The 18,591-nt window shown below is 60.9% G+C and carries 19 protein-coding genes and 1 pseudogene; 5 read left to right on the top strand and 15 right to left on the bottom strand.

Annotated elements, in window-relative coordinates:
- Positions 1–212: 212 nt before the first annotated feature.
- From NKI58_RS20415 to NKI58_RS20405, 3 genes are all read left to right on the top strand, one after another.
- Positions 213–539 (top strand): hypothetical protein, encoded by a 327-nt coding sequence (locus NKI58_RS20415; RefSeq protein ID WP_352853677.1) that lies wholly within the window; start codon positions 213–215, stop codon positions 537–539.
- Positions 536–1,138 carry a hypothetical protein gene (locus NKI58_RS20410; RefSeq protein WP_352853676.1) on the top strand — a complete coding sequence of 201 codons (603 nt, stop codon included), beginning with the start codon at positions 536–538 and terminating at the stop codon, positions 1,136–1,138. The genes NKI58_RS20415 and NKI58_RS20410 overlap by 4 nt, the downstream gene beginning before the upstream one ends.
- A 135-nt stretch (positions 1,139–1,273) precedes the next feature.
- Complete coding sequence (locus tag NKI58_RS20405) at positions 1,274–1,957, top strand: hypothetical protein (RefSeq protein WP_352853674.1); 684 nt, start codon at positions 1,274–1,276, stop codon at positions 1,955–1,957.
- Between the two features lie 48 nt (positions 1,958–2,005).
- On the opposite strand, the gene NKI58_RS20400 is transcribed toward NKI58_RS20405, so the two are convergent.
- Positions 2,006–2,194 carry a hypothetical protein gene (locus NKI58_RS20400; protein WP_023722438.1) on the bottom strand — a complete coding sequence of 63 codons (189 nt, stop codon included), beginning with the start codon at positions 2,192–2,194 and terminating at the stop codon, positions 2,006–2,008.
- Between the two features lie 179 nt (positions 2,195–2,373).
- Positions 2,374–2,655, bottom strand: coding sequence for a hypothetical protein (locus tag NKI58_RS20395; RefSeq protein ID WP_023722439.1), 282 nt, complete (start codon positions 2,653–2,655; stop codon positions 2,374–2,376).
- Between the two features lie 313 nt (positions 2,656–2,968).
- On the opposite strand from NKI58_RS20395, the gene NKI58_RS20390 reads away from it, so the two are divergent.
- Positions 2,969–3,262 (top strand): DUF2285 domain-containing protein, encoded by a 294-nt coding sequence (locus tag NKI58_RS20390; RefSeq protein WP_352853673.1) that lies wholly within the window; start codon positions 2,969–2,971, stop codon positions 3,260–3,262.
- 1,427 nt (positions 3,263–4,689) lie between these two features.
- On the opposite strand, the gene tnpC is transcribed toward NKI58_RS20390, so the two are convergent.
- From tnpC to NKI58_RS20335, 11 genes and pseudogenes are all read right to left on the bottom strand, one after another.
- Positions 4,690–6,261, bottom strand: a complete 1,572-nt coding sequence (gene tnpC, locus NKI58_RS20385) for an IS66 family transposase (protein WP_023679593.1) — start codon at positions 6,259–6,261, stop codon at positions 4,690–4,692.
- Positions 6,262–6,315: 54 nt separating this feature from the next.
- Entirely contained in the window at positions 6,316–6,669 is a 354-nt protein-coding gene (gene tnpB, locus NKI58_RS20380; protein ID WP_023679592.1) for an IS66 family insertion sequence element accessory protein TnpB, read from the bottom strand.
- Positions 6,650–7,123 carry an IS66-like element accessory protein TnpA gene (gene tnpA, locus NKI58_RS20375; protein WP_031212619.1) on the bottom strand — a complete coding sequence of 158 codons (474 nt, stop codon included), beginning with the start codon at positions 7,121–7,123 and terminating at the stop codon, positions 6,650–6,652. The genes tnpB and tnpA overlap by 20 nt, the downstream gene beginning before the upstream one ends.
- Before the next feature lie 518 nt (positions 7,124–7,641).
- On the bottom strand, positions 7,642–8,664 hold the full coding sequence (locus tag NKI58_RS20370) for a transketolase family protein (protein ID WP_502898833.1): 1,023 nt from the start codon (positions 8,662–8,664) through the stop codon (positions 7,642–7,644).
- Complete coding sequence (locus NKI58_RS20365) at positions 8,661–9,500, bottom strand: transketolase (RefSeq protein WP_502898834.1); 840 nt, start codon at positions 9,498–9,500, stop codon at positions 8,661–8,663. The genes NKI58_RS20370 and NKI58_RS20365 overlap by 4 nt, the downstream gene beginning before the upstream one ends.
- A 19-nt stretch (positions 9,501–9,519) precedes the next feature.
- The gene (locus NKI58_RS20360) at positions 9,520–10,272 is read right to left on the bottom strand and encodes an SDR family NAD(P)-dependent oxidoreductase (RefSeq protein WP_352853671.1); all 753 of its coding nucleotides are present in this window, start codon (positions 10,270–10,272) and stop codon (positions 9,520–9,522) included.
- Positions 10,273–10,307: 35 nt separating this feature from the next.
- Positions 10,308–11,198, bottom strand: a complete 891-nt coding sequence (locus tag NKI58_RS20355) for an amidohydrolase family protein (protein WP_352853670.1) — start codon at positions 11,196–11,198, stop codon at positions 10,308–10,310.
- Between the two features lie 37 nt (positions 11,199–11,235).
- A complete protein-coding gene (locus tag NKI58_RS20350; RefSeq protein ID WP_352853668.1) occupies positions 11,236–12,198 on the bottom strand; it encodes a substrate-binding domain-containing protein in 963 nt (320 codons plus the stop codon).
- A gap of 22 nt (positions 12,199–12,220) precedes the next feature.
- A complete protein-coding gene (locus NKI58_RS20345; protein ID WP_352853666.1) occupies positions 12,221–13,225 on the bottom strand; it encodes an ABC transporter permease in 1,005 nt (334 codons plus the stop codon).
- Complete coding sequence (locus NKI58_RS20340) at positions 13,222–14,397, bottom strand: ATP-binding cassette domain-containing protein (protein WP_352853664.1); 1,176 nt, start codon at positions 14,395–14,397, stop codon at positions 13,222–13,224. The genes NKI58_RS20345 and NKI58_RS20340 overlap by 4 nt, the downstream gene beginning before the upstream one ends.
- 70 nt (positions 14,398–14,467) lie before the next feature.
- Positions 14,468–14,755 (bottom strand): annotated as a pseudogene (locus NKI58_RS20335) (ATP-binding cassette domain-containing protein); the annotation flags it as partial.
- 185 nt (positions 14,756–14,940) lie between these two features.
- On the opposite strand from NKI58_RS20335, the gene NKI58_RS20330 reads away from it, so the two are divergent.
- Complete coding sequence (locus NKI58_RS20330; protein ID WP_352853662.1) at positions 14,941–15,849, top strand: LysR substrate-binding domain-containing protein; 909 nt, start codon at positions 14,941–14,943, stop codon at positions 15,847–15,849.
- A gap of 284 nt (positions 15,850–16,133) precedes the next feature.
- On the opposite strand, the gene NKI58_RS20325 is transcribed toward NKI58_RS20330, so the two are convergent.
- A complete protein-coding gene (locus NKI58_RS20325; RefSeq protein ID WP_352828336.1) occupies positions 16,134–16,484 on the bottom strand; it encodes a hypothetical protein in 351 nt (116 codons plus the stop codon).
- A 1,128-nt stretch (positions 16,485–17,612) separates the two neighbouring features.
- Complete coding sequence (locus NKI58_RS20320; protein ID WP_352853661.1) at positions 17,613–18,332, bottom strand: winged helix-turn-helix domain-containing protein; 720 nt, start codon at positions 18,330–18,332, stop codon at positions 17,613–17,615.
- Positions 18,333–18,591: the final 259 nt, after the last annotated feature.

Below are 18,591 nucleotides of genomic sequence, written 5' to 3'. Positions count from 1 at the left end.
CCGGCTTCAGGGACCTTTATGCCTCTGGCGTTATCCCGGCAGCTACTGTCGCTGTCGAGCTTCGGGCCTTTAGCACGGTAGGGTCCGTCGAGCTGCTGGCGGTCGCGGCGGCCAAGGGCGACGTGCGACCGCAGTACCTTGCCGCGCCTGTGCCTGGAACAACGTCGGTCCTCGCCGGCACCCAGAAGCTCAACACCGATCCATTCTTCCGAATGGCCTATCTGGGCTATACGTCAGACCTCGCCGGCAACGCGCTGGCTGGTGTTCCGGCTGCCGGCACAACCTCCTTCGTCGCCGCCCCGGCCCTGTCGCCATTTGCCACGCCGGCCTTGTCTCTGTCGGTCGGGGCGACGCTTTTGGACCTCAAAGTGTCCGCTGCCGACCTCGGCCTGCGGGTTGGTGAACCCGTTGAAATCATCGTTGATCTGATCGCCGCACAAAGCCTTCAGATCATCGGCAGCATCGCGGTGTCATCCGGGGTGGCGCACAACGAGAGCAACACGGTCAACCCGGCAGTGGCGGGCGGGCTGGCTACATGAGCGTTGGGCTGACCGTCACGCCGACCCAGAACGATGTCACGTTTGGCACGAGCCTGCTGGTTCGGCTCAACATCGCTGCCGGCGTCGGTGCGAATGGCCTGTTCGTGCTCGGCTGGGCTGTCCAGAAGGCCAAGTCACGCCTGACCTACATCGGCGGGGCTCTCCAATCTGCGGCCATGGTGGCGGAGGATGCGCACCCGAAGCTTAACATCGACCCGTTCTTCCGCATTGCGGCCAGCGGCGTCACCAACGACTATGCTGGCAACCCCCTGATCGGAGCATCGGCTGGCGGGTTTCCTCCTGTTCTGGTCAACGCGCCGGCCGGCTCGCCCTTCGGCACCAAGGCCATCAAGCTGCCGGCCGGCCACGCTGCACGACATCAAGACGCCCGTAGCCGAAGCAGGGTTGACGGTGGGAGAAACTGTCTGGTGTATCTTCGCCTTCATGGCGGGGAGTGCCCAGTCCATCCAGTTCATCCACTACATTCCGGTGTCGTCCGGGGTGACCCAGACCGCTCAGATAACCAAAACGGTCAATGGCCTGACGTATATTTCGCTGCCCATCGTGGTCACCCAGAACGACGTTACCTACGGCCTTAATCACCAGCTCCGCATCCTTCCGACAGGGGCCTTGGCCGCGGATGCCTACCTTCTCGGCTGGGCCATCCAGAAGGCACCGGGCCGGCTGATCGATAACCATGGCCGGTTGACAAACTGGCCAAGGACGTTGCCTCCGTGCCGGCCTCGCAGTTCGCCGGCAAGATCGGTGCGCACTTCGGCGATAGCATCATCGAAAGTGTCATCTGGCCGGGCATCACGCCGACCGCCAAGATTGCCCAGCGCACCGGCATGACGATCACCAACTGCGGCGGCGGCGGTACCCGCATGGCCAACCATGCTGCGAACTATGACAAGTTCTCGTTTTACCGGCTGGCCGATGCCATTGCCTCCGGTGATTTTTCCCAACAGATAGCCGCAGCAACGGTCATCGGAGGCACCTTTCCAGCGATTGCAGCGCGCATGGCATCGGTGGATTACAGCCTGCTGGATTACCTGATCCCCTCGTTCGGCACCAACGACTTCACCGGCGCCGGCCCGACGTGCCCCATCGGCACCAATGCGGACATAACGGGGGCGACCTTCAAGGGAGCCATCAACTACGGCATCCAGACGATCATGACCGCCCGGCCGAACCTGAAGCTCATCTTCACGACGCCGATATGGCGGACGCTGGACGGCACTGCGGGAGGAGCCGGAAGCCAGCTGATCGACTACGCCAACGCCATGCTTGAGGTCTGCGCCCTAAACAGGTGCCAGTGGTCGATCTGTACCGCCGCTGCATCATCAACCAGTTCAACTACGTTCATTGGATGGGTCCTGGAGACGGAACTCACCCCAACAATCTTGGACAGGACCTGATCGGCGGCATGATGGCGGCGGGGCTGTTCGACAACTTCTAAGTTGCGCCTAGACAATCTCGGCGCGGACGAAATGCCATGACGCCGTGTTAATGATCGTGTCCGGGGTGTAGGGATTGGTGAGTTTCACTAGCGTCCCATCAACTTCCGCGACCGTCCAGACGCCAGTTTCGTCGCTCCAGTCGCCCGGAACCGCTACAATCATGGTGATGCGGTAATCTCTTCCGATTTCGAACATTCGGCCCTCCCCAGTTTTTGGTTCGGGGCAGAATGCGCGCGTGCTTGGGCCGGCGCAAGCGTCACCGACCTCGCAGGCGCGGATGGCGTCGACCAGCGCGACAACCGCGCCACGGGCCAGGTGGATGCCATCCTCGACGTGATCTCGAGCAACCTTTTCACGGCGATGGCAAATCTACCCTAGTGGAAGTCAATCTTTTTCGACGGCTGCGCGGTGTGGCTTTTGAGACTGATGAGCGCAGGCGTGTCGATCTTCGACGCTATCCGCCGGGCCAGTTCCCGCAATTCGAAAAAGCCGTCAATACTCATCAGGCTCAACGGTGTGCCTGACGAAGTATCCCACCGCAAAGGTACTTTGTCTTGCCTGTACGAAGATCCGTTCATCTCGCAAATGGCGTCGTAAATCGCCTGTGCGATCGACATTTCGGCACGGATACGCTCTGCGTCTTTTTGGCTGTTCATAAGAATTTTTCCCCAAACCACAGTCCCCCTTAGCCGCTTTCATTAGGTGTCGCTAGATCACGCGGATGTGACACGTCGGATAAAATCGATTGATATGGCCGAGGGAGCGCACGCGGTTTTCTTTGGTCTTCGCCGTGTTGAGCGCCATGCAAGACTCGTTCCGCGTCCATCTTGATCGCAGCGTTGAATGGGCACTATTCGCAATGTATATTGCGCCCATGAGCACTGCAGCTGACAACAATTTTTTGCTGCCGCCCCCGGCTCCAGCGTATCTGCCGGCGCGCGTCATCGGCGACCCGAAGAAGGCGGCGTAGTGGTCAGCCCGCTTCCGGATCCCGAGGTCGCGGACGAAGCGCCAAGCGAGCCCTACCTCACCCCATACGACAATAAACGCGTCGCCATGTATATGTGGCTGCTGGACGCCGCCTATGACGACGAGGATTGGCGCGTGGTTGCCAGGACTGTGCTGCATATCGATCCCGAGAAGGAACCGAAGCGGGCGCACCGAGCCTGGGAAACTCATCTCGCCCGCGCCCGGTGGATTCTCAAGGAAGGGACAAGTTCCTGTTCCCGAGCCCCACGACTCACTGACGAGTCTGTCCGTTAGGGCCGAAATTGGGGCCGCAAGAAGATACCGACAAAAGGTTCAATGAAATCAACGGCACCTGGCGGAGGGAGTGACCGTCCGGCTGTTTTTTCGCGCCGACGTCATGCCTTTTCTTCGCACCGGTTAAAGGTTTTGGTTCCCTGGACCAGGAAACATCGATTGGGTTTCGCGGTCACCCAGGTGAACCCACCGCATCCACCATGCGCATCAAGCGCACTGGTCAGTCGACGCGACAATACACGAGACCCGCCGCGCAGTGCCTGCAGTTCTTGAAGGCAAGTGCCTTGCCGCGGTTGGGAACCGGTCCCTTCTTCATAGCACGAACCCTGCTGCCACGAATTGACCCCAACTTAATTAAACGCGCTCTCATGGCGTGAAAGTGACTGTCAGCATTGGAGGCGCGGAAATCTCTCCAATGCAGATGCTCAGGACGTCCTTCGCACTGCCGGACGGTGCCTTTTTGAAGCGAAACAACATGGACGAAATCGTGTTTCGTTCGTCTATGAAGCCGCCATGTTGCGGGTCGTGACGCCCTAACCTACCCCTGGCCCAGCCCTGACGCTGGCAGAGTATCGCGAGAATGGGGCCTGCCTTCCAACCGATTGCGGATGCACCAACAACCCGGCCACGTTCGACGTTTCACAGCCTGGGGCCCATTTTTCAGGTAACCGGCAATTCGTTGGGGTCCGTTCTCCTAAGTGACGCAAAAAGGCCCGCCCCATTGTCTGGAGCAGGCCCTTTGACTTGCGCGGTACTCAGAACCTTGCCGCTTCGCGAAAGATAATAGCGAATGGTAAACATCGACTGAACGTCCGTGCCGCTTCGGTGGCCTTGGGTTGGGTGCGGCCTGTCCTTGTTGCTTGGCGAGATCGGGGCGGCTGATGCCGGCTCAGTGCGACGCGGATTTCGTGCAAACCCCAACAATGCTGCCCCCGCATCGATCACCGCAAGCAGATTGGCCAGCTAAATGTCATCCACTGCAGGGCAAATTCGTTGCTCGCCGGCCGACAAATGCTGGGAGGCACTGCATGCGCGCGCTCGGGGACCTGCGGTGAAAGATTGGCGCCCGGCCGCGATTGATCAAAGTTGGGCCTGCGGACCGAGTGTCACCGCTTGCGATCGTAACATTGATGCGATCCGAATTTACTCTTTGGCTCGCGCCCAAGCTGGACGCTCAAGGATGCCGCGTCTTCGCCGATATCCTGACGCTTCAGCCCGGCGACCGGTGGCGCAGGGAACCTCACGAACGCGAGCCGGATCGCGAGCCAGATCGAAGATGAGCTTTCCACCCCTGCATGGTACCGGAGTAGGAAGATGGGGATCGTCCACTGATGGCCGCCGATGAACTGTAAGCGCTATTTTCGCTGCACCTTGACGCGGGCGCTTTCGACGGATGGCCTTCGAATCGGGAACGGTATCTGGTCTGATCAGGCTGCTGTTGCTTTGGCGAAGTTGAAGGGCAGCAGATCGTAGATATCAGCGTCCTCGTTGCGTTGGGGCAATTCGGTGAGGACGTGGCGCAGCCACGCTAACGGCTCGACGCCACAGGCGCGGCAGGTCAACATCAGGCTGTAGATGACGGCGCTGGCCCTGGCTCCGTCGACGGTATCGCTGAACAGCCAACTTTTCCGGCCAGTGGCAAAGATTCTGATGTCACGCTCGAGAAGATTGTTGTCGATCGGCATGCTGCCGTCCTCGGTGTAACGAGTTAGATATCCCCATTGGTTCAGGGTGTAGGAGACGGCGTCGCCGAGCTTGCTGTCCGGCAAGACTTTTGGGGCGATGTCGTCGAGCCATGCCTTGAGAGCATGGAGGATCGGGACACTATGTTGCTGGCGGAAGTGGCGAATGCAGTGATCTCGCGTTTCGCCGTCATCGGGGATTTCGTTCCGCGCCTGCCTTTCAACCCGATAGAGCTGTTCGAAGAACCGGAGTGCCTGTTCCGGCGGGCCGCCGCCTTTCTTCCTCGCCTTTAGGGCATCGACGAAGCGCCGCCTGGAATGGGCCATGCAGCCAAGATGCGTTGCTCCTTCCAGCGTGCGCCAGGCGGAATAACCGTCACTCATCACGATGCCGCGGTAATCGCCCAAGAAGGTCTGCGGGTGTATCTGGCCGCGACCCGGCTGATAATCGAGCAGCACGATCGGCTCGTCACTGTCGTGGCCGCTCCGGTATGCCCACATGTACGAGGTGCTGGTGGCCTCTCTGTCCATTTCCTTCAGCACCTGGACCGTCGTCTCGTCGCCATGGATGAGGGGCTGCGATCTGAGCCGCAGCTTCAGCACGTCATAGATGCGGGCGAGATGCTTTTCGCTCGAGCCGATCACCCAGTGACCCAGAGCGCCACGGCTGACAGGAACGCCCGCGCGCTCGAAGGCCTGCGCCAGGCGGTAGAGCGGTGTGCCGTCGACGTATTTGTGAACGAGCGCGAAGGCCAGCGTCGAGGCCGTGGCGATGCTGCCCGGCAAGGGTTGCGCGGGCATCGGCGCGGTCACGACCGGCGTGTTGATGCCGGTACGGTCGCAATGACGGCAAGCATATTTGAACCGCACATTCTGCAGGACCTTCGCCTTCACCTCGATATGAAGTTGCTCGGTAACGGCCTCGCCCATGCGATGCATCTGGTGACGGCAGCAAGGACAAGCCTTCTGATCGTCGGGAAGGTCATACTCGACGCGCTCGCGCGGCAGGTTTTCCGGCAAGGCCTTGCGGCCGCGCTTCTTTCCCGTCGCCCCTTCGCTCGCCGGCAAGCCCGTGTCCGGCAGGACAACGACGCCGCCATCTTCGTTGTCGGCGGCGTCCTCATCCGCGGCCTGTTCGGCTTCATTGAAGAGGCGGTCAATGTGCTTTTCACTGCGCGGCGCAAAACGATGCAGTCGTGCAAGCGCCAGCTCTTCCTCGAGTTTGACGACGCGTTCGGTGAGTTGACGGTTCTGCGCCTGCAGCGCAGCAATACGCGCCATCAACGCTTCAACAGTCGGTTCGCCGGGTCGATTCATCAGATTCTTGAATCGAAAGCATGCCGCCGCGTCAACCGCTCAATTCGAGAGCCCTCAACCCGCAACCTGATATTGCCGCACCGGATGGCGGACCATCGCATCGATGTCGATGCCGTCGAGGATCCAGTGCAATTGCTCGGTCGTAAGCGTGACCACCGCTGCCTCCCCGCGCGGCCACCGGAACTTGTCCTCGGTCAGCCGCTTCAGGACCAGCACAAAGCCCGACCGATCGAAGAACAGGAGCTTCATCCGGTCGCGACGGCGATTGCAGAACGCAAAAACCGCCGGAGCAAACGGATCGAGCGCCATCGTCTCTTGGACCAGAACCGCAAGGCTGTTGATGCCGGCCCGGAAGTCGATCGGCTCGCGGTGCAGGTAGACTTTCAGGTCAGCGCCCAGTCTGAACATGACCCAGTGCTCCGATGGTCGCCGTCAACGCATCCACATCACCGCATTCCAGCGTCAACTTCACGCCGTTCGGCAGCGACGCGCTCACCTTGGCTGGAGAGGAAAAAGGCGCCGTCCTTTTCGGTGCCGACCTACGTGCCCCATCGCAAGTCCCCGGCAAATCCACCGCAGCCATGCTGCTCTGTCGCAGCAAGGCCCGATCGGAAGTGCTTTCAATCTGAACCGGGATGAACGCCGATGGTGGGGGCTGTGGGACGGACTGGGTCTCCGCCCGCTTCTTTATCCACTTCCGAAGAAGGTTCGCATTGACCCCATGTTCGAGCGCAAGCCTCGATACCGACACGCCAGGCTCAAGACAGGCCGAGACAAGACGGTCCTTCGATGCCGGGTCGTATCGGCGTCGCCCATCCCGACCGACAAGCCTCACCCGCAGTTTCTGCTCATCTTCTTCCATCACAAGGTGTCCACCTATTTTGGTGGACACCTCATGCATCAGAGCACTCAACAGCAAAAGGTGCGGGGAAATTCGCGCTTACGATGAACTGGTAGGCTTGGGTCATCTCACCTTCGACCAAACCGGTGCCGTGACACCCGTTCCGAGAACAGGCGAGCCGCGCGCCGGTCCATATGCCGCGAAGGACAGACGAGCCAACATCCCGAAACTTGCTTACGTCGAACTCGCGGGAGACCGGCACCAGGGGGCCTGACACCAAGTCCTCGAATGCCCTCGATGTGTGTTCAAGATCCTAGGAAGTTCTCTCCTTACCACTGGAAGACAGCTCGTCCAGCCGCATCTGAACAGGAGGCCGGTGCTCAATCAGTGCCGCGCAGGATGTGCCCGATTGACAGGCATCAGGGAAGCCCAGGTCCTTAGTCCACAACGCTGTGACGAGCGCGACAACCGCGGCGGGGTTAGCCAGCTCACAGTTCAAGTCGATGGCTCAACTGTTGTGTGGGGAGAGCTCTTACTTCTCATTCGCTCCAAATGCGGACGCGGCGCACGAGCTCGGAAGTTGAGATCCCGTAGCGATCGTGAAGCGTCGGCAGCGCGCCAGCGTCGAGGAACTCGTCGGGCAGGGCGATCTGGCGAAAGACTGGGGTCACTCTCTCGCGCATCAGCAGCGCGGCAACGCCTTCGCCAAGGCCACCAATGATGGTGTGGTTCTCCGCCGCCACCACCAGCCGTCCCGAACGGCGCGCGGCAGCGAGTATCGCCTCCGTATCCAGAGGTTTGATCGTCGGAACGTGCAGAACGGCGCAGCCGATCCTGTCGGCTTCAAGCGCCTTCGCCGCCTCCAGCGCGCGCATGGTCATCAGGCCGCTTGAAATGAACAGCACATCCTCACCCTCGCGCAACAGGCGTGCCTTGCCGATTTGGAATGTGTAATCGTACTCGTCGAGCACGACAGGGACCTTGCCGCGCAAAAGCCGCATGTAGACCGGCCCGTTGTAGTCCGCGATCGCCTCCGTGGCCTGTTCGATGTCGACCGCGTCGCAAGGGTCGATGATCGTCAGGTTCGGCATCCCGCGGAAGATCGCGATGTCCTCCGTCGCCTGGTGGCTGGGGCCGTAGCCGGTCGTCAGCCCCGGTAAGGCGCAGACGATCTTCACATTGAGTTTCTCCTCGGCGATCGCCATGCAGATGAAATCGTAGGCCCGCCTCGATGCGAAGACGGCATAGGTCGTCGCGAAGGGCGTGAAGCCCTCCCGCGCCAGGCCGGCGGCGGCGCTCATCAGCACCTGCTCCGCCATGCCCATCTGATAGAAGCGGTCCGGATGCTCCTGTGCGAAGACATGGAGATCGGTGTATTTCGCGAGGTCTGCCGTCATTCCGACGATCCCGGGCCGCTGGTGCGCCAGTCTGGCCAGGGTGTGCCCGAACGGCGCATTGCGTGTCGGCACGCCATCGGGCGCGATCGAGGCGATCATCGCCGATGTGGTCTTGCGCTCACCGGCATTGGCGGCGTGGCGCGGCGCGAACTTTGACAACCTCAACGCGGACGTCCCTTTTCCAAAGCTTCGAGCGCCAGCGCCCATTCGTGCGGTTCGACGCGGATGAAATGCGTGATGTCGCGGGTTTCCAGGAACGGCACGCCCTTGGCCATGCGCGTATCGCAAACGATCACACGCGGACGAGGCTCCCTCAGGCCGCGCGCCATGTCGAAGGCCTCGCGAACCGCCTTGATGTCGTTGCCGTCGACGCGCTGCGCGTGCCAGCCGAACGCCTCGAACTTGTCGGTCACCGGCTCGGAGGAGAGCATGGCCGTCGACGGACCGTCCGCCTGCTGGTTGTTGAAGTCGACGATGGCGATGAGATTGTCGAGCTTGTGGTGGGCGGCCGACATCGCGGCTTCCCAGGTCGAGCCCTCACCGAGCTCGCCGTCGGACAAAAGATTGTAGACGAAACTGTCGCTCCGCTTGCGCGTCAGCCCCATGCACATGCCAACGGCAATGCCAAGGCCGTGACCGAGCGAGCCGCCGGTGATCTCCATGCCGGGCGTGTATGCCGCCATGCCGGACATCGGCATGCGGCTATCGTCGCTGCCATAGGTCTCGAGCTCTTCCTCCGGCAGCACGCCCGCTTCGATCAGCGCCGCGTAGAGCGCGATGGCGTAGTGTCCGATCGACAGCAGGAAGCGGTCGCGTCCCTCCCACAGCGTGTCGTCCGGCCGGTAGCGAAGCGCATGGAAATAGGCGACGGCAAGCACGTCGGCGACACCCAGCGCCTGTCCGACATAACCTTGGCCCTGGACTTGACTCATCCGGACGGCATGTCGGCGGATACGATAAGCTCGTTCGGCCAGGCTGACATTGCTGCCAGCGCGGGGCATCTCAAGATCCGTTGTCCACTCAGCCATGGATCAGCATCCCACCATTGACGTCGATCACGGCGCCGGTGATGTAGCTGGCCAGATCGGACGCCAGGAAGAGATAGGCGCCGGCGACGTCGCGCGCGTCGCCCAGCCGGCTGAGCGGGATTCCCTTGATGATGTCGGCGCGCATGGCGTCGGTCAGTTTGCCGCCGGTGATGTCGGTCTGGATCAGGCCCGGTGTCACACAGTTGACGCGGATGCCTTCGGGACCGAATTCGCGCGCCATGGCCTTGGCAAGCCCCAGAACACCCGCCTTGGCAGCCGAATAGTGCGGGCCACCGAAGATGCCGCCGCCGCGCTGGGCCGAAACTGACGACATGCAGATGATCGAGCCGCCGCCATTTTCGCGCATGTTCGGGATGAATGCCTGGCTGAGATGGAGCACGCCGCGTAGGTTGACATCGAGGATGCGGTCCCAGTCAGCCGCGCTGATCTCCAGCGTCTTGACCGGCTGCGTGACGCCCGCATTGTTGCAGAGCACATCGATCCTGCCCAAGGTTTCTGTCACTTGCGCCGCCGCCCTCTTGCAGGCGTCGAGGTCCGCGACGTTGCACGCAAGGCCGATATGGTCGGGTCCAAGCGACGCAGCGGCGTCACGCGCTTGCCCGTCATCGAGGTCGAGTATTGCAACGCGAGCCCCGTGCTGTACCATCAGCGCTGCCGTGGAGCGGCCAATTCCCCGGGGGCTCGCCGCCCCCGAAATCACCACGGCCTTGCCCTTCAGCAACAAGTCGAACTCTCCTGCTATTTCTGTTTGCCGGTGATCTAAAGTCGGTAGAACCGGGCGGCGTTGTCATGGAACAGCGCGAGCCGCTCCTCGTGCGGGTGGGCGATCGTAATTTCCTTGAAGGCGTTCAAAATGGCGTCGAAGCTCGAGAACAGCTTGTCGACGGGGAAGTTCGTCGCGAACATCGAGCGGCCGACGCCGAAGGCTGCGATCGCCTCCTCGACATAAGGACGGATCGAGAACGTGGTCCAAGTCCAGTCGCCCATGCCGAGGCCCGAGATCCAGGCGACGTTCGGCGCTTGCGCTAACTGGTGCATGCCTTTTTTCCAGGCGCCAAAATGCTCGGCGCCGTCGACCTGCATGCCGGTGTGATTGAGAATGATCTGCACGTCCGGAAAGTCGCGCGCCAGTTCGAGGAACTCGCTCATCTGCGGATAGTAGAGCTGCGGGTCGAAGCTCAGCCCGCGCTTCGCCAGCTCCCGGAAGCCGCGCCGCCATTCGGGCGTACGACTGGCCTCCGGCCGCGCCAGATAGGTCTTGGCGGGGTCGGGATGATAATTCATCGACTGCCGGATGCCGCGGAAGTTCGGATATTCCATGTGGCGGTCGAGGAGGTCGCCGACATCGGGTATGGACAGGTCGGCATAGCCGACGATGCCGTGGGGGAAGCCCCGCTTGTTGGCGATCTCCTGCAGCCAGCGCGTCTCCCCAACCGGATCGCCGGGATCGAACCCTACGTCCAAGTGCACCGATTTCACCAGGGTCTGGTTCCTGGCGTCTTCCAGATAGTCGTCGAGAAGGTAGCTTTTGCGGATCGCCTCGTAGTCACCGAAAGCTGACGGCTTAACCCCGTCGGTCAGCCACGGATAGTAGTTGGTCTCCAGATCCCACAGATGATGGTGCGGATCGATGAACGGCAGCTCGGCCACGGTCGGGATTCCTCGCTCGGGGTCCATTGGGTGGCGGTCAGTTGCTCGGCGGAAAGACGCGGGCGATGACCCTCTTGGCCTCAGGACTCTCGACCTTGTCGGCGGTCACAAGAGGCATGACCAAGGCCAGGTCCTGGGTCACCGGTGCGCCCGTCAGTGCGTTGTAGACCTGTTGGGTTCCGTCGATGCCTTGGCCCACCGCCTCCTGGAAGAAGATGCCCTGGATCGCTCCTTTCTTGAGCAGCGCGATCGTGGTCGGCGAGCCGTCGGCCACGGTGATGCCGATCTTGCCGGTGAGGCCCCGGGTCTCGACCACCTTGGCGGCGCCGCTGCCGGCTTCGTCATACATGCCGTAGATGGCCTTGACATCGGGATTGGCGGTCAAGAGGTCATTTGCCTGCGTGACGGCTTCGTTGATCGTCAGGCCACGCGTCTCCAGCATCTGGACGAGGTCACACCCTGCGGCCGCGAACGCCTCCTTGGCGCCCTTGAGGTATTTCTGTGCATTCTCCCGGTCCTGCGGCAGCGACAGCATGCCAACCTTGTTGCCGCCACGCTCCTTGGCGAGCTCGCAGGTGAATTTCCCCTGCGCCTTGCCGGTCTCATAGTTGTTCGCGGTGACCGAGGACGTATAGTTGGTGAGGCCCGGTTGCGGCCCGATGCCGGCGAACGCGATCGGCACGTTCTGCTTCGCCAGATAGTCGAGCAGCGGAGGTGTCGAGGTCGAGCTGACGGGGCCGATCACGATGGCCGCGACGCCTTTGGTCACGGCGGTCCGCGCATTGTCCATCTGCTTGGCGGGTGAGTTTTCTGAGGTGTACTCTACATAGTCCATGCCGAGTTCCTTGGCCTTCTCCTTCACGCCGTACCCGACCCATTGCCAGTAGGAGATGTCCAGCGACGGGGCGATGTAGGCGACGGTCTTCTTGTCCTGCGCGTGTGATGCGCTGGACATGGCGGCCGCCGCCAACGCTGCAAGTAGTATGGTCTTCAACTTCATCTTGGTTCCTCCCGTTGATGATCTAGAGTCGGTTCTTGTTGCTGAAGCGGTCGATCAGAACCGCGAGCAGGATCGCGGCGCCGGTGACTGAGCCTTGCCAGAAGCTGTTCACGCCGATGAGGTTCACGCCATTCTGGATGCAGGTGATCATCAGCGCGCCCAGCACGGCGCCGATCGCGCTGCCCGTCCCGCCAAAGAGGCTGGCGCCGCCGATGACCACCGCGGCAATCGCCTGCAGCATCAAGCTCGCCCCTGCCGTGGCTTCGGCGTTGAGGATGTAGCTGACGGTCAGCAGCCCCGCGAAAGAGGCAAGCAGGCCCGAAGCGACATAGGCTGCAAACTTGATGCGCAGAACCGGAATGCCGAGCAGCCGGGCAGCAATTGCCGACGAGCCGACGGCATAGAACCAGCGTCCGAGCACGACCTTGCGCAAAACGTATTCCAGCGCGATCATCAATATGATGCAGAACAGAAGATGGTTCGGGATGCCTGGGATGATCTCGCCCGAATTCAGGAGCCAGAAATCCGGCGCGCCGATCGGCATCGAACGACCATTCGTGACGATGAAGGCAAGGCTGCCCGCCACCGCGTAGGTGATGAGCGTGACGACGAAAGGCGCGAGCCCGACGACCGTGACCAGAAGACCATTGATCGAGCCGAACACAAGGCCGACCGCCAGGCCGGCAGCACTCGCGGTCAGTCCGTCAGCGCCACTGGCCATCGCCAGCGCGGTCACCATTCCGGTCAGGGAAAAGACTGAACCGACCGAAAGATCGATTCCGCCGGTAATGACGACCAGCAAAACACCGAGCGACATGATTACGAGAGGCGCGGCGGCCTGGATGATGTTTTGCACATTGCCCATGCTGAGTGCTGCGGGCACGAACATGCCGACGGCCAACACCAGGACGACGATCGCAGCGGCAATCGCGGCTTCCGTGCGGTAGGACAGGAGAACTACTGGGACGCGCGACGTGGTGGTCCGGAGTTTGTTCGTGGTGGTGGTGCCGTTGGTTGCGTCGGTCATGCCGCCATCCCCGTCAGTTCGGCGAGCCCCTCCTCGGTGAAGTGCTCTTCAGGCAGGAATCCCTTCGGCTGCCCATCGGTGTCGAAGGCGAAAATGGCGTCGCAAAGCTCAAGCAGTTCGACATTCTCGGTCGACCACCAGACGATGATCGTGCCGGCGTCGGCCATCTCCCGGATCAGGGCGTAGATGTCATGTTTGGTGCCGATGTCGACGCCTCGCGTCGGCTCTTCCAGCACCACCATCTTGAGCGGCAGTCCAAGCCAGCGTGCGACGAGAAGCTTCTGCTGGTTGCCGCCGGACAGCGAAGCCGGCAGGTCCCAGATCGAACCGGCTTTCAACTTCAGCGCCGAAACGAGGCCGTGACATTCCTGCCGCTCGGCTGCGGCTACGATCCGCCGCCTCTCGCGAACCCTGCGTGCTGCAAGCACGTTATCGACGATGGGCAGCTGCGAAAGGATCCCCTTGGTTGCGCGGTCGCCCGAAACAAAGCCGATACCGGCCCGCGCCGCTGCCGCTGGGGACGAGAAACGGTCCCCAAAACCCCGGCCCGAAAGGCGCCAGCCAGCTGCGGGTCCGGCACCCACAAGGGGAGCAATGAGGCCGGTCGGGCCCGCCGGTGCGCCGGCCAGTCCCAAAATGGTCCCGGACAAAATCGCGATCCTGACGTCGTCTGGGCCCAGCAGCTCGATCGGTGCGCTCTGTCGGAGGCCCTTTTGCGGTTTGCGATGGGTTGCTGGACGCTGCGCGTGTTGGCCCATCTGCTGGATGATGTCCGCGTCGCTGAGCGAGGCGAGGGGCGTGGCATTCGCGATCGTGACGCCATCCCGCAAGATAGTGCAGACATCGCATAGCTCGCGGATTTCGCGCATACGGTGAGAAACAAAGACGATACCAATGCCTTCTTCTCGCACCAGCCGCTGTAGCACCGAGAAGAGTTTGACCGTCTCGCCGGCTGTCAGGTTGGCGGTTGGCTCATCGAGAAGCAGCACTTCCGCTCCGGTCGAAAGTGCGCGGGCGATCTCTACGATCTGGCCTTCGTGGAGGGACAATTTGCGCACCTGCAAATCGATGATCTCTTCGCCGATCGCCGGGTCGATCAGGCGCAGGGCGCCAAGCGCGATTTCCCGCATGCGGCGACGGCTGATCTGCGACCAGCCCGCCTTTGCATGCACAATGCCGATGTTTTCCGCGACCGGACAGCTCGGGCAACAGCGCCAGCTCCTGATGCACCACCGCCATGATCGGGCTGTTGTGGTCGGCCTTCGACGAGGCGAAGCCAATCTCGCCGGCTTCGCGTGAGGTCAGCCCTGTGACGATGCGGATGAGAGTGCTTTTGCCGGCGCCGTTGCCGCCCAGGAGCGCGTGGATTTCGTCGGCCCGGACCTGAAAACTCACACCCCGCAGGACACGGGTTGCGCCATAACTCTTCTCGATATTCGCAGCTTCGATCAGGGGCTTCCTGGTCAATACCTGTCCAACTCCCGGCACGTTGCCGGCGCTACCCAAGCTTTGGGTTGAACTCGGCTCCATCCTGTATCTCCTTCCGGGACCACTGTGCGACCGATTGACATTCGGCTCAATTTTCGTTTCTTAACATTCTGTGTAGCTGAGCTTAACTGACGAGGACGAGGTCAGACATCAAGTTCAATTCGATGACGCATTTCGAGGCAGTTGCGCGGCTCGGCGGCGTGGCAAAGGCCGCTCAGGAATTGTAGGTGACACCTTCGGCGGTTAGCCAGCAGCTGCGGCTGCTCGAACACCAACTCGGGGTGCGGCTTTTTCAGCGCGAAAAGCGCCATCTCTCGCTCACGATCGACGGTGAGCGGCTCTTCCAGACCACGACCCAGGCTTTCGAATCCATACGCGAGGTGCGTAATGCCATTGTGCGGCAGCGCGAAAGCTTCCAGCTTAGCCTGCGCGTCAGTCCTTCCTTCGGCGAGAAATGGCTGGCGCCGCGGTTGGCCGAGTTCAGCAAGGGCTATCCGAGCTGGAATTTGCGCGTCGACGCCACGCCCAATTTCTCGGATTTCGAAACGGAGGTCATCGATCTCGATCTTCGTTATGGCGACGGCGGCTGGGCCGGCCTTTATTCGGATTGCGTCGTCAACGATCTGATCCTGCCGATGTGCTCGCCTTCCTATCTTGCCGAACTGCGCGCGATCTCACCGGATCCGCGCGAGCAGCTTCGCCATGCGCGGTTGATCGACAGTGTGAAGGCCTATTTCCGGTGGGATTATTGGCTGCCGTGCAACGGTATCCAGGGCGCCCGCATGACGTATCCCTATCGTTTCGACCGTTCGTCAATGTCGGTTCAACTGGCGAAGGACGGTGCAGGTGTGGTCCTGGAAAGCACATCCATCGCATTCGAGGACCTGGTGTCGGGTTCTCTGGTTCCGGTCTCGATAGAGTTCGAGGTCATCGAGTTTCCGGGATACTGGCTGGTCTGTCCTTCGCGGCATATGAACCGGCGCGCGGTTCGCCTGTTTTCGGACTGGGTGTCACGCGTGGGTAAGCGCGACACCGATCTGGCTCGCCGGTTTCTGGCGGATAAGCAACTGCGCATATCGTTCGAACGACGGCCTCATTTCGGGGCACGGGATGACAAAGCGGCGCCAATGGCGTGAACAGTTCGGCGTTCAAGACATGGCAAGACGAAGATTGACAGCACGTTGCGGTTGAGGAGCTGGCAAAACGCAGGCTGTGTGCAAGCGAGGCGGGTTGGCCCCGCTTTTCCAGCGCCCTTCCTCTTTTCCAACCCGACAACGACTGACTTACCTGTTTTCTGACGCAGCCGGAGACGGAGGCACTCAGTTCATACAGCCGTAAACTACCAGCGTCATCGTCCGTGCAACGCTACAGGGAATGCTCGACAGCATTGTAATGCCATGCCGCCGACGCGGCCATGGCTTCAATGAACGCGAGTTTGACGGTAGCGACTAAGCAACCGAACCGTGGCGCCAATGACCTTCTGAGTTTCCTCCCATTTTGGAAGATCTCGTTCCCCAACACGCGTGGCGATCGCGGCCAGTATCCAACCTACGCAGCTGATGTCTTCGGCAGCCTTCAGTTTCTCATGCTGCAGGATGCAAGCTTCAATGCCCGGTCGGGGCGGAGACCCGGGCGTAGTACGCTCAGCTATTAGCTGCAGACCGGCGTCGTAGGCGGCGCAAATTTTAATTCTGTCGCCCCTTTCCGATTTCATCACCACATCCGCCCAAAGGGCCAACTCAGTTAAAAGATCGGTTACTTCATCTCTCATTAAAAACTGCCGCTGTTTTCTTCATGAAAGGAAATTCCACGATGCAGATAGCGCGTGGTCCGGACAATGAGCGAGGTATTTTCGGGGTTTGTTGTTATCGGGCGAACCACTCCTTCTAAGCTTGCCGAGAATGTTAGTCAAAACGCTCAGTTTGCTCGGCAGGATCGCCGTCTAGACACAGCGGGCAAACATACGCATGCGGTTTCGTCACGACCAAGACCACCGATGGCTTGGCAGCGATCACAGGCAAAAGCCCGGTGTGCAGTAGACCACACGTCATTTTCTATTTTTAGAGCACGGAGCCCCATCGTTTGGCAGCCGTCATCTTGCTGCCAGCCGGCGGAGGACGCTGGGCTGGCACAGTGGTCTCGGGTTTAATGCGGAGGTATGGGAAGAGAGGCTCTCCCGGCTCACTGCGTCAGCAATGGTATCGGCACTCACAGGGGCGTCCCAGGTTGATTGGTGGCCCGTAGCGAGAAGACTCGATCGGGCGGGCTTGGCTGATTACTCGCATTCTGACCGCCGAATTCAAGAATAGTGTTGCCCTTGAGATAACTCTTCGCGCTTGAGTTGCACGTATGCAACAGTCACTACCGACCTGCGAGGAGCGGAAAATCCCGAAACCTTGTCGGCGCCGCGAGACGCCCCTTATTTGAAATCGCGTCTTGCTTGCGACCTGGATGCCTCGCGCGAATATGCCGGTCTGATGGTACAGGCGAAAGCGACTGGTAAAGTGATCGGCAAGGCCGAAGGTTACGTCGCCGCCACAGCAGCTGCTCGCGAGTTCGTAATCGCCACCCGAGACATAAGTCCATTCGAGTCTGGTTGGTGCCACAGTCCCGTATGGCACCAGGGGCGAACTGCGCCCGCATGACGGCGAAGGCGGCGCAAACCGCCACCGCGATGCCAAAATCGGCAATCTCAACAACCAACTCCGAAGCGATCGCCGTCATCAGACCACGCAGAAATCAGCGCGGCCCTACCGGTCCGCGAAACGCCGGTAGTACGAGGTGCCCAGGTGGCTGGAGGCCATTCCTATGAAGGCAAAGCCTGACCCTATTCGTGATATTCTGAAGCGCTGCAGTGGTGCTGGGTCACGTTCGCTTCCCGCGCGATCTTGCCCGTCCATCAACCACGGCGCGTCCTTAGTTCCTCAATATTCACGACGCTGTCGAAAATATACCCCGCGCCCCGCTCGGTGCGGATGTACTGCGGGCGCGGCGACTTGCCCTGTCCCAGCTTACGGCGAAGGCGGACGATAAGAACATCGATGCTGCGGTAATAGACCTCCTGATCATAGACACGGGTCGCCATCAGAAGCTGCTCACGTGAAAGGACCCGACCTGGGTTCTTGAGAAAGGCCATCAGGAGGTTGAACTCGCCGGCGGTGAGCTTGACGTCAGGATCCGTTCCCCGGCGCAAGCTCCGACGCTTGGTGCTAACTCGCCAGTCATCGAAATGGTAGATGGTATTTCGGTCACGCTCCGGCCGCTGGCGCATAGCGGCGCGCACGCGGGCGTGGAACTCCGTAAGCCCGAAGGGCTTGGTGATGTAATCGCGGGCGCCGGTTTCGAGGCCAACCACCTTGTCGGCCTCATCTACGTAGTCACCGCTGACGATGATGATCGGAAGATCCCTCTTGGCAGCGAAATCTCGAACGAACTGCAAACCGTCCTCTCGGCCGTAGCTCAGGTCGACAATTGCTAGATCAATCGCTTCAGAAGCCATATTGCTGGCGGCCTGCTGGCGGTTTTCGACCGCTCTGATGTTAAACTCATGCTTAGACAAGAAGCCCATAAGCGGTTCTCTCGTCGACGCGTCCTGACCGACAATGAGAATGTTCTTCATGGTCACTTCCTGTTGACTGCAGCTTGGGCTGCCGGGGACGGTAGTCAAATTAGTGACGCTCAGCAGGTGGGACAATCTTCATCAGGCGTATTGCGGAATAGCGCAGACAAATAGGTCCTATGCGGAGTTCCTGCTGCGCAACAGTGCCCCCAAAGCCTGCTAGTTTTTGATGGATTGTCCGTCCTCTGCCACCACTCGTTCGGCAGACCGGGTTTATCCCCGCTGAGATTCGTATCGCTCCGGTCCTCTGGCACCATCA

The sequence above is a fragment of the Mesorhizobium sp. M0522 genome (genome assembly GCF_040321085.1).
In the GTDB taxonomy this organism is placed as follows: domain Bacteria; phylum Pseudomonadota; class Alphaproteobacteria; order Rhizobiales; family Rhizobiaceae; genus Mesorhizobium.
The sequence above is the reverse complement of the archived record's forward strand: the minus strand, read 5'-3'. Positions and strand labels throughout refer to the sequence as shown.